The sequence below is a fragment of the Catellatospora sichuanensis genome (genome assembly GCF_007483665.1).
GTDB classification, from domain to species: domain Bacteria; phylum Actinomycetota; class Actinomycetes; order Mycobacteriales; family Micromonosporaceae; genus Catellatospora; species Catellatospora sichuanensis.
In genome coordinates this window covers 1-11,627 of sequence record NZ_VIQO01000031.1, presented here as the reverse complement: position 1 = coordinate 11,627, position 11,627 = coordinate 1, and the positions used below count along the sequence as shown (strand labels likewise).

The 11,627-nt window shown below is 71.3% G+C and carries 6 protein-coding genes; 1 reads left to right on the top strand and 5 read right to left on the bottom strand.

Annotation, left to right across the window (positions count from 1 at the left end):
• Window positions 1-3 precede the first annotated feature (3 nt).
• A complete protein-coding gene (fxsT, locus tag FLL47_RS34645) occupies window positions 4-3,216 on the bottom strand; it encodes an FxSxx-COOH system tetratricopeptide repeat protein (RefSeq protein WP_144126883.1) in 3,213 nt (1,070 codons plus the stop codon).
• A gap of 174 nt (window positions 3,217-3,390) precedes the next feature.
• Here fxsT (FLL47_RS34645) and fxsT (FLL47_RS34640) point away from each other — a divergent pair, with 174 nt between their 5' ends.
• On the top strand, window positions 3,391-6,135 hold the full coding sequence (gene fxsT, locus FLL47_RS34640) for an FxSxx-COOH system tetratricopeptide repeat protein (protein ID WP_144126882.1): 2,745 nt from the start codon (window positions 3,391-3,393) through the stop codon (window positions 6,133-6,135).
• A 46-nt stretch (window positions 6,136-6,181) separates the two neighbouring features.
• Here fxsT (FLL47_RS34640) and FLL47_RS34635 read toward each other — a convergent pair whose 3' ends face one another.
• From FLL47_RS34635 to FLL47_RS34620, 4 genes are all read right to left on the bottom strand, one after another.
• On the bottom strand, window positions 6,182-7,072 hold the full coding sequence (locus FLL47_RS34635) for an alpha/beta fold hydrolase (RefSeq protein WP_246159053.1): 891 nt from the start codon (window positions 7,070-7,072) through the stop codon (window positions 6,182-6,184).
• 205 nt (window positions 7,073-7,277) lie between these two features.
• Window positions 7,278-7,985 (bottom strand): polysaccharide deacetylase family protein, encoded by a 708-nt coding sequence (locus FLL47_RS34630; protein WP_144126880.1) that lies wholly within the window; start codon window positions 7,983-7,985, stop codon window positions 7,278-7,280.
• Between the two features lie 734 nt (window positions 7,986-8,719).
• Window positions 8,720-9,907 (bottom strand): endo-1,4-beta-xylanase, encoded by a 1,188-nt coding sequence (locus tag FLL47_RS34625; RefSeq protein ID WP_144126879.1) that lies wholly within the window; start codon window positions 9,905-9,907, stop codon window positions 8,720-8,722.
• A 359-nt stretch (window positions 9,908-10,266) separates the two neighbouring features.
• On the bottom strand, window positions 10,267-11,627 hold a 1,361-nt coding region (locus FLL47_RS34620; RefSeq protein ID WP_144126878.1), incomplete at its 5' end, for a glycoside hydrolase family 43 protein.

Genomic DNA, 11,627 nt, shown 5'->3' with positions numbered 1-11,627 from the left:
GGCTCAGGTCGGGGGCGGCTCGATGTCGCCCTCGGTGCGCTCATCGCGCTCGATCGCCTGGACCTCGGGGTGGGCGGCGCCGAGTGAGGTGCGCAGCGCCTGCAGTGACGTGCGCCGCAACTTGTCCGCCTCGGCGGTGCGGCCGACGGCCCGCAGGTCATGCGACAGGTTGATGGCGCGCATCAGCAGGTAGGGGTGCTCCCTGCCGTTGCGGGCGTCGTGGCCGCCAGCAGAATGCTCCTGGCTCACCTGGTACATCTGCTCGGACAGCCGGCACGCCTCGTCGTGGTCGCCGTGCAGCGCCAGGTCGGTCGCGTACGACACGCCGGCGCACAGCGTGTAGGGGTGGGTCGGGCCGAGCACCTCGCCGAAATCGGCGTAGCAGGTCTCATTGAGCAAGCGTGCCTGGTCCAGGTCGCCCATCGCGCGCAGCAGGATGGCCTGGTTGACCTTGGCAGCCAGGGTGAGCGGGTTCCGCTCGCCGAAGAACTCGCCGTAGCGTGCCATCGCGTCCTCGATCAACTGCGCCGCCTCGCCCATCGCACCCACCTGGCGCAGCACGTTGGCGTAGCTGACCGCGGCGGCGTTGGTGAACTCGTGGGTCTCACCGAACCGGGCCATGGTGCTGTCGAAGTGAACCCGCAGGATCTCCCGCGCCTCGAACAGTTTGCCGAGCTTGCGGAGCAGGATCGCGTGGGTGCGCTGGGCCAGCAGCACCTGGCTGCTGCCGGCGCCCAGGGCCGCGCTGAGCGGGCCGCGCCACTGCTCGATCCAGGCCAGACCGGCCTCGTAGGCGCCCATGCCGTAGAAGTTGCGTGCCTGGTTGATGTAGGCCGCCAGGGCGCGCGGGTCGGAGTCGCCGACGTCCTCCCAGTGGCGGGCGATCTCGCTGTCCTGCTCGAAGGCCTTCGAGAAGTCGCCCATCATCCGCAGGTCCACCGCGAGGTTGGCCTGCGCCCGCAGGGTGTAGGCGTCGGTCGCGCTGAAGACCAGCCGGTGGCGCTCGAGCGATGCCGTGTCGAACTGCAGGGCCTCGGTGTAGTGGCCGGCGATCCGCAGGTCCGCGGCGACCTGGTTGGCGTGGATGAGGGTGAACTCGTGCAGTTCACCCAGGCGGAGGCTGGCGCACATGCGGTCGTAGGTGTCCTTGGCGAGTGCCTGCGCCTCCTTGGCTTTGCCCAGCACGCGCAGCGCGTTGGCCATCAGGCTGCGCGCCCGCAGCGTCGAGTCGCCGTTCGGGCCGAGCACTGGATCGTCGCTCGGCTTTGCCCAGTGCTTCTCCGCGTCGGTGGCCAGCTTGAGGCTGTTCTCGTAGTCGCCGATGAGGTAGAGGTAGCGCGCGTGGTCCAGGACCACCTCGCGGGCGCTCTCGTCCTCGGCGTAGATCATCCTGGCGCGGTCGAGGTGCGGGCCCAGCTCGGCCTGGCTGGCGTGCTGGTCGGCCCGCTCGTCCGGGTCGCCGGGATTGGCCGCGGCGAGCAGGCGCTGGGTGTTGAGCAGCGTCTGGCGGCCCAGCTCGGGCGGCAGGATGTCGCGCAGGATGTCCTGGACCAGGCGGTGCACCTGGATGTGCTGCCCCGGGTACACCTTGGCCAGGCCGCGGTTGTTGAGGTCGCGCACGACGCGGCTGAGCGCGACGGAGTCGTTGAGGGTGCTCCGCAGCGGCTCGGTGACCTCGGCGGACTTGCCGCGGCTGAGCAGGCTCTGCGAGACCGGCTCGCCGGACAGGAACGCCAGCAGCTCGAACAGCTGCGCGCCGGCCGGCGCGGTCTCGCGCAGCGCCTTGCTGGCCAGCGTCACGAAGGCCGTCATGGTCTCCGGATAGTTGTACGGTTTGGACTCCGACAGCAGGTCCGGCCGGCTGTGGCTGTCCAGCAGCTCGATGTACTCGCTCACCGGCATCGCCGTGGACCGGCACCACAGCGCGGCCTGCTCCAGCGCCAGCGGAAGGTCACCGAGCTTGTCGGCCAGCACGTCCGCCTCACCCGGCTGCATGTGCAGCCCGCGGCCCTCCAGCATCTGGATGCTCTCCGCGCGAGGGAACACGTTGACCTCGATGGGCCGGCCGACCGAACCCCACTCGGGGTTGCGGGTCGTCACGATGACGTGCCCGCCGGTCGCCGGCAACAGCGGCTTGAGGGTATCCGGGTTGTCGGCGTTGTCGTAGACGAGCAGCCACGGCACGCGCAGGCCGGCCAGCGCCTCGAGCACGGTGCGGGCGGTCTGCTGCCGGTCCTCGGTGACCGTCAGGCGCAGCGTCTCGGCGAGCTGGGTCAGCGCGGCCAGCACGGTGGTGGTGTGCTCGGCGGGAATCCACCACACCAGCTCGTAGTCGTCCAGGTGGCGGTGCAGGTACTCGACCACGAGCTGGGTCTTGCCGACACCGCCGAGGCCGTGGATGGTGGGCGGCAGCACGGCCGCCTGCTCGCCCCTGCTGAGCACCTCCGCCAGCTGGTCCAGCAGCTCACTGCGGCCGGTGAAGTTGCGGTTGCGGATCGGCACGCCGCCGCCGACGATGCGGGTGTCCGAGCGCAGCGAGTTCGGGGTCCGCGGTGAGGGCGGGGTGAACGCCGACGAGGTGGCGGCCAGCGGGCCCGGCCCGCCGCGCATCTGCACCAGCGCCGCGAGGTCCACGTTCAGGCCGCCTGCCACGGTGTCCACCCAGGTCCGCAAGCCGTCCGCCACGGGGCCGGTGAGCAGCTCGGACAGCCGGCTGGCGAAGGCAAGCACCTGCGGCACGCCGTCGTCCGGGATCGGCAGGCCCTCCATGATGCCGATGGCGGCCGAGGTGTCACGCCAGGTGCGCATCGAGTACAGCTGCTCGGCGCCACCGAGGCCGTCGACGGCCTCGGCGACCTGATGCGCGGGCAGGTTCGACAGCAGGCCGCTCAGGTGGTTGCGGTCCGGTCCGGACAGCAGACCGGGGCTGAGGTCGGCGACCACCGACCGGATCGCGGAGATGTCGCCGGCGTGCTGCTCGGCCACGATCGAGGCGAGCGCATGCAGCCCACCGGAGCAGGCCGCGGTCGCGTTGACCAGGCTGGACAGCTCGGGACGGATGTCGTTGAAGCGCTTGACCAGCAACGGCCGCCGCAGTTGCCGGCGCACCCGCTCGACCAGCTGATCGCGGGTGCCGACATCGGCCAACTCGGGCACGCGGACGAGCATCTCCACGAGGTTTTCGAGCGTGCCTCGGGTTCCCACCGTTTCGGCCATGGCACTCATTTCAGCTGTGAACCGACACCCGTAGCGGATCCTATCTGACCACGGTCGGCCGACAAAACATCGGAACCGGTGAATCGACTCCTGGCGAGCGGCCCGCGCGAGCAGCGCAGAAGCGATGGACGTGGATGCTTTAATCGAAGATACGACACATCGGGGAGGCCGTACTTGCACCACGGCGCCGAGGCACGACGCGGTGAGATCGTCACGTTCTACTCCTTCAAAGGCGGCACCGGGCGCACCATGGCGGTGGCCAATGTGGCCTGGCTACTGGGTGCGGCAGGCAAACGCGTGCTCGCGGCCGACTGGGACCTCGAATCACCCGGCCTGCACCGCTTCTTCCACCCGTTCCTCGACGTGAGCCGCCTGTCCGCGACCGGCGGAGTCATCGACCTGATCCGCGAGTTCGACCACGCCACCACCGCCGACGAGCCCCGCGAGCCGTCCTGGTACGCCCACTACGCCCAAATCGAACGCTACGCCCTGCCGCTGAACTGGACCTTCGCCCGCGGCGGCAGCGTCCACCTGCTGTCCGCGGGCCGGCAGAACCGCGACTACGCCACCCAGCTCGGCGACCTGAACTGGGAGGAATTCTACGAACGCCGCCACGGCGGCCGGTTCTTCGACGCCCTGCGCGAGGACATGCGACGCCACTACGACTACGTCCTGATCGACAGCCGCACCGGGCTGAGCGAGCTGGCCGACATCTGCACCGCCCACCTGCCCGACACCCTGGTGAACTGCTTCACCTTCGCCGAACAGGCGATCAACGGGGCAGCCGTGCTCGCCCGGGAGATCACCACCCGCTACCGCAACCGGGCCATCCGGATCCTGCCGGTCCCCATGCACGTCGACACCACCCAGCCCGCGCAGGCCCAGGCCGGCCGGACCGTGGCCATGCGCCGCCTGGCCGGGCTGCCCGCGGACATGACCGAGGCCCAGCGCCGCCGCTACTGGGCCGCCGTCGAGGTGCCCTACCAGCCGGCGTACGCGTTCGAGGAGATCCTCGCGGCCGTCGCCGACCCGCCCGGCCTGCCCGGCACGCTGCTCGCCGCGTACCAGGAGCTGGTCACGCACGTCACCCGCGGTGCGGTGACCGGCACCCCGTTCATGGACGAAGGGCTGCGGCGGCGGACCGCGGCGCGATTCGTGCGCACCCCCGACCCCGCGGTCACCGAGGTGATCCTGCACTACGACACCGCCGACGCAGTCTGGGCGGAGTGGGTCGCCGCGATCTGCCGGGGAGCCGGTCTGACCGTCGCCGACCTGCCGTCCGGGAGTCAGCCACCGGCCCGCGGACACGGCCGGCGACTGACCGTCGTCTCCGCCGCCAACGCGGCCGCGCTGAGCCGCCTGACCCGCGACGAGCGCGCCCCGGACGGCAGCCCGCCGATGGCCGTGTACGTCGCCGACGTCGCGGCTGTGCCCGCCTTCGACGCCTCGCACAGCGTCCGCGTCACCGGCGGCGACGTCGTCGCCGCCAGTACTGGCCTGCTGACGCTGCTCGGCCACGCCGGGACGGTCCTGGACGGACCGGACCTGCCCGTGCGCTTCCCCGGCGTCGCCCCCATGGTGTTCCGGGCGCCGCCCCGCAACCCCCGCTTCACCGGCCGCGACGACGAGCTGCGCCGACTGCGCGCCCGCCTGCGCGACCGCGACGACGCGGCCCTGCTGCCCGCCGGGACCAGGGTGGCCGTGCAGGGCATGGGCGGCATCGGCAAGACCGAGCTCGCCGCCGAGTACGCCCACCGCTACGCCGCCGCCTACGACCTCGTCTGGTGGATCGACGCCACCGCCGACGTCACCGGCCAGCTCACCACCCTCGCGCAGCACCTGGCCGTCGCAGCCCGCGGCAGCCCGGCGGCCACCGCCCGCGCGGCGCTGGCCGCCCTCGACCGCGGCCGGATGTACCGGCACTGGCTCATCGTCATCGACGGGGCCGACGACATCGACACGCTGGTCGGCCTGCTGCCGCGCGGCGCAGGCCACGTAGTGGTCACCTCACGCAACCCCGGCTGGGCCGAGCACGCCGACCTGCTGGAGGTCGGCCTGTTCGACCGGGTCGAGAGCATCGCGCACCTGCGCCGCCGGCTGCCGACCATCCGCGACTCCGAAGCCGTGCAGCTCGCGGCCTCCCTCGCGGACCTACCGGTCGCGGTCGCCGCGGCCGGCACGTGGCTGGCCGACACCGGCCGCCCTCCCGCCGACCTCCTGGTGGAACCGGGCCGGCTCGGACCCGGCCTGCAGGTCACCTGGGACGCCTCGCTGCACCTGCTGCGCGAGCAGACACCGGCGGCATACCGCCTGCTCGAGATCTGCGCCGTGCTGGCCCCCGAGATACCGCTGCCCATCGTGTACAGCGACGCGCTCGCCGGCGCCCTCGCCGAGGTCGACCCGGCCGTCACCGACCGGTGGATGCGCGGCAAGCTGCTGCAGGCCGTCAACCGGCTCGCCCTGCTCCGGCTCGACGTGCGCAGCCAGGACGCCGACGGGGCACGTGTGCTGATGCACCCTGTCCTGCAGCGGGTGATCCGGTCCCGGATGAGCGACACCGACCTGGCGTCGATCCGCCACCACGCCCACCTGGTGCTCGCCGCGACCCGGCCGGGGGCCGAAGTCGACGACCCCCGCTCGTGGCCCGCGTACGGCGCGCTGTGGCCGCACCTGGACGCCTCCGGAGCCGCCGAGTGCAGCGACCACTCCGTGCGGCAGCTCCTCCTGCACCGGCTGCGTTACCTGCGGCTGCGCGGCGACACCGGCGAGAGCCGGACGTTGGGCCGCCGGCTCGACGAGGTGTGGACCCGGGCGCTGGACACCCCCGCCGACCCGGCCGTCCACGACGCGCTGCGCCGCCAGCTCAGGCACCTGCGCGATCACACCGGCGCCTTCCAGCACGACCCGAACGCCCGCTGACCGCCCGCGCCGAGGCCGGCCGGCACCGTCCGGTCACGGCCGGCCGTCACGGTCCGGCGGTCACCCATGCCAGGGCCCACGGCAGGATCTCCAGCGAGCCGAAATGAGCCGTGTCCGCCTGGATCTGGACCCGCGCACCGGCGATCCGCGACGCGAGCCACTCGGTATGCCCGACCGGTGAGAAAGCGTCGTCGGCCCCGTGCCACAGCAGCACCTCGCCAGACACGTCGGCCAGCCGGAACCCCCATTCCCGGCGGAACGCCAGCGCGTCGTCCACCCAGCCGTGGCCGCCGAACCGCATCGCCTCGGCGTACGTGTCGGTGATCTGCCGCCGCATCGCCGCGTCGTCGACGACCCGCAGATCCGCCGGAGTCAGCTCCGCACGCAGGCCGTCCATCAGGCTCTGCGGGTCGCGGCGGGCCTGATCCGCGCGGGCCAGCAGCCGCTCGGTGAACAGCGCGACGTCGCGGTCGGCCATGTCGTAGTCCTTGGTGTTGTTCTGCGCCATGCCGTCGAACCAGGCCAGGCCGGGAGCATCGGGCGGGGCGATGCTGACCAGCGCCGCGGACCTGGTCACCCGGTCGGCCAGCAGCGCCGCGCAGGCAAGCGCGTGCGGGCCGCCCCCGGAGCGGCCGATGACGGCGAACCGGTCCAGCCCCAGCGCGTCGGCTATGGCGGCCACGTCGGCCGCGGCGTCACCGACGCGACGCCCCGGCACCCGGGTCGATCCACCGTAACCAGGGCGGTCGTAGGAGACCAGCAGCACGCCCATCCGGTAGAGCACGATGCTGCGGGGACGTGGTCCGCTGCGACTGCCGGGCGTGCCGTGCATGAGGAAGACCGGCAGGCCGTCGGGCGCGCCGCAGACCTCCACCGACAGCACTCCGCCGTGCGGCGACGGCACCAGCCGCGGTGACGTTCGGCGCGAGTCCGGCACATCTCCTCCCGCGTCGAGCGTACGACATCGCGATGTCGACGATCGACGATGGACACCCGGCAACCTGACCGGCATCCAAGATCGGATTCGGAGCGATGCGCCCGTCAGGCGCGATGCGTCTGACGGGCGGTGCCTCCGTCAGCACGCGTCGCGAATGGGGCGGCGCCCCACGGCGCGACGCCCGCCCCGGGCGTGGCCGAGTCGGTCAGCAGCCGGTCTCGGGCAGCGTGAACCGCCAGTGCCGGGACTTCAGCACCGGGATGACGCGCTCGACGGCGTCGACGGTCTGGCTGCGGTCGCCGCCGCCGTCGTGCATGAGCACGACCGCCCCTGGCGTGACGCCCTGCTCCAGGCGGCGGACCAGTTCGTCGGTGCCGGGGGTCTCCCAGTCGGCGATGGCCAGCCGCCAGCCCAGCGGCTGCATGCCCAGCGAGGCCGCCACGGCCGGGCTCTGCCCCCAGGCCCCGAAAGGCGCGCGGAAGTACGGGATGCGGGCGTGCGGCAGGGCCCGGCGGATGGCGGCGCTGGTCTCGCGCAGATCCGCGGCGATCTGCGCGGGCGTCCAGGCGCTCATGTCGTCGTGGTGCATGCTGTGGTTGCACAGTGTGTGCCCGGCGGCGGCGATGCTGCGCACCACCTCGGGGTGCTGCTCGACCTGGTCGCCCTGCAGGCAGAACACGGCTTTGACACGGTGGCGGCGCAGCACGTCGAGCAGCCGCGGGGTGTCGGCGGGGTTGGGGCCGTCGTCGAAGGTGAAGCTGACGACGTTGCCGTCGCCGCGGGCGGTGTCGATGATGGCGGTGCTCACTCCGGGTCGGGCCTGGGCGGTGCCGGCGGTGCCGAGGGCCAGCGCGAGGGCGCTGAGGGCGACGGTCAGCCGCAGCAGGCGGCGGCTGTTCGCTGACGAGAACATACAGGTGTCCTTCTCAGGTCGGGGGGAAGAGATGTCCGGGACGATGCGCCGAGGGATGCTCCTCACTGGTGCGGAAACTGTTCGGGCTGGTCGTAGAAACGTTTCGGCCAACGGGTCGGAAAAGCCGTGCGGCGCTGTGATCCGGGTGGATCGCAGCTCCGCACGGCCCGGTGCTGTGTCGTGGTGCGGATGTTCCAGCCGACGCGACGGGGGGAGCCGTTCGCGGATCTCATTCTCGGCAGGCTGATTCCACAGCGTCAACAACTTCCGGAAAACTATCGGCGAATGTGGATGCGCGCTGCACGGTGACGGCCACGATGCCTGCATGACCACCGGGCGATGTGGAATACGGCTCCGATACTTTCCGAAAGTCATTGACGACGATCGGTGTCACCGAAAATACTGCGGATGCTGTGGCCAGCGTGTCGGCCGTTTGCCGCTGTCCCGGCGCGATGGAGGAGACGCCGTGACCGGCGGTGGCGACCGCACGGGGTTGCGCCGGAGGTGTCTCCGGTCGCGACCGGGGCGGCAGGCCGGCGGCCTGGCCGCGGGCCGGGCCGTTCCGAGGGGCCCGGTGTGGCCGGGCGGTGCGAGGACACGACGGCGGCGGGCGGTGTAGGGCCGCCCGCCTGCGTCGCACCGCCCGGCTCCATCCTTCGTACCGCCGGGAAATGCAGCGGGGCCCGGACGGCCTGGAATCCAGACCGCCGGGCCCCACCGGTGGTGCGCCGCCGCTACCTGCGCGGCTTCTGCGGGATGCGGGGCAGCACGTACGGCGGGCCGGTGTAGATCAGGTCCGCCTTCATCAGGTTGTACGCCCGCTTGGGCTGGTAGTTCTCGTCGTAGATGTTGGCCAGGCCCTCGTTGCCGAACCAGTTCGGCACCCACGAGTACTTGTCGGTGAAACCCCAGACCGTGAACGACAGGCAGTGCCGGTCGGCGAGGCAGGCCTGCAGCAGCACGCTGTAGTTCGCCGCCGACGCCTGCAGCCGCGGGTTGATCTCGTTGGAGTCGCCGTTCTGCACCGCCTCGGTCATCTGGCTGCGCACGTCGACCTCGGTGAACGCGGTCGCCAGCCCGAGACCGGCGAACTTCTTCAGCGCCGCGGCGACCTGCAGGGTGTCGTAGTTGCCGTACTGGGTGCCCAGGTGGCCCTGGCTGCCCACACCGTCGATCGGCACCCGCTGCGCCAGCAGATCCTTGGCCATGTTGTACACGAACTGGGTCTTGTCGTTGGCCGGGTCACCGGAGCCGAAGGCCTCGATGTTGTAGTCGTTGTAGAACAGCAGCGCCTTCGGGTCGGCGGCGCGCGCCCAGCGGAACGCGTCGGCGATGTAGTCCGGGCCCAGGTGCTGCGCCCAGAAACCCTTGTAGTGCAGGGCCGGCGGGTTGTCCCACGGGTCGCTGACAGCCTCGTTGACGACGTCCCACTGCCAGATCTTGCCCTTGAAGTGCGTCACCACGTTGGTGATGTGGTTGCGCAGGATCTCGCGCAGCTGCTCGGTGCTGATCGAGCCGTCGTTCACGCCGGTGGTCAGCCAGCCGGGCAGCTGGTTCTGCCACACCAGCACGTGCCCGCGCACCCGCTGGTTGTTCTGCTTGGCGAAGGCGATGAGCTCGTCGGCGGGACCCCAGTTGTAGGTGCCGCGGGTGGGCTCCAGGCTCTCCCACTTCATCACGTTCTCCGCGGTCACCGTCGAGAACTGCGAGGCGACGAGCTCGCGGTAGCGCGGGTCGGCGGCGTCGTTCAGCGCTGCCATGTCGACCGCGGTGCCGATGTACAGGTCGTGGCGCAGCCCGAGGTTGCGCAGGCTCTGGTCGGCGGGGTTGTACGGATGCCCGGCCGAGGCCGGCAGGGTGTTGAGTGCACCGACGGTCGCGATGGCGACGGCGCCGGTGGCGATCCACCGTCTGAGTTTCATGGGCGTTCCTTCCGTGGTGAGCGGTCGACGGGGTCGACGAAAGAGGCACGGGAGTTTGCGTTGGTGCGGATGGCGCCGTGAGCGGCGAGCGCGGGCAGTGGGGCGGAGAGAGCCCACGCGCGAGCGTCGCGGTAGTTGCGGCTCAAGTTCCGTTACTACGCCGAAACATTACGATGGCCTATCTGGACCGTCAACCATCAGAACTTCCGGAAATACCTTGATGTAGCTTTGATTCCACGCCCATCGACTCCGAAAGTTTCGATCAGCAGGTATACGACACCATCGCCGACCGGTCACGTGGAGATGGCGCGGCCGGGGCCGGGCAACGCGACGGCCCGGCTCCCGATCGCGATGCGGGATCAGCGCTCCAGGTAGGTGGCGTGGTCGTAGTCGGCGTGCACGCCGTCGTTGCCGAGGTCCTGGACCCACAGGCCGAGGAACGCGCCGGTGAAGCCCCACGCGGCCGGCTCGCCGTCGATGATCAGAGCGGCGTGCTCGTCGGACAGGATCGTCGCGTCCAGTTCGACGGGCAGCTGCCGCCAGCCGTCGCCGAGGTCGTAGGAGAACCGCACCGCGGGCCCGTCGAACTCCGCGCGCAGGCCGACCCGGCCGGCGGCGCTGACGTCCACGGTGAGGTCCGGGTACACCGCGCGCCGGCCGCTGTCGGAGCTGAGCAGCTCCAGCACGGCCCGCCCGTCGTCGGCCCGGGTGAGGTAGAGGTAGTACCAGTTCAGGGTGTTGTAGTAGGCGGTGATGCCGGCGAGGTGCCGGTGGTCGGCGGGGTCGAACTCGACGACGGTCTCCAGCGAGCACTGGGTCGCGCCGACGCGACGGGCGACCAGACTGGGGGTCTGCTTGCCGACCGGGGACTGCCCGCCGCGGATGCGCAGGTGCGAGGGTCGGGAGCGCAGGTCGATCCAGTCGGGTCCGGCCGGGCGGCGCAGGGTCGACCACGAGGTGGACAGCTGGGGTGCGTCGAAGTGGTCGGTGGCGGGTTCGGCGGGCCACGGGTGATCGGGCAGGCCGGGTGCGGCGATCTCGTCGGCGGGGATGCCGCCGGGGATGCTGGGCCAGCCGCCGGGTGTCCAGTCGACCTTCTGGATGGCGGTTTCGCGGCCGAGCACGCAGTTGCCCAGCGGGGTGTAGGGGCGGGCCACGAGGTGGGCGAGGTACCAGTCGCCGTGCTGGGTCTGCACGAGGCTGCCGTGCCCGGCCTTCTGCAACGTCAGATCGGGACGTCCGACCGAGGTCAGCAGCGGTCCGATCGGGTCGACCTCGTACGGCCCGTGCAGGTTGCGTGACCGGGCGACGGTGACCTGGTGTTCCCAGCTGGTGCCGCCCTCGGCGGTGACCAGCCAGTACCAGCCGTCGTGGCGGTACAGGTGCGGCCCCTCGGTCAGGCCGGCCTCGGTGCCGGTGAAGATGATCTGGGCGTTGCCGACGAGCCGGCGCTGGGCCCGGTCGTAGCGCTGGATCTCGATGCCACCGAACCGGTCGCGTCCCGGCCGCCAGTCGGCGCTCATCGCCAGCAGCCAGGTGGTGCCGTCGTCGTCGTGGAACAGCGACGCGTCGAAGCCGTGCGAGTGCAGCGGCACGGGGTCGGACCAGGGGCCGGTGATGTCGGGTGCGGTGATGAGGTAGTTCTGGGGGTCCCAGTAGCCGCTGGCGAAGCTGGCGACGTCGCTGTAGACGAGGTGGAACTGGCCGTCGTGCCAGGTGA

Coding starts and splice junctions, on each gene's coding strand:
- fxsT (WP_144126883.1), bottom strand. CDS start 3,216: ATGGCCGAAACGGTGGGAACCCGAGGCACGCTCGAAAACCTCGTGGAG.
- FLL47_RS34630 (WP_144126880.1), bottom strand. CDS start 7,985: ATGTTCTCGTCAGCGAACAGCCGCCGCCTGCTGCGGCTGACCGTCGCC.
- FLL47_RS34625 (WP_144126879.1), bottom strand. CDS start 9,907: ATGAAACTCAGACGGTGGATCGCCACCGGCGCCGTCGCCATCGCGACC.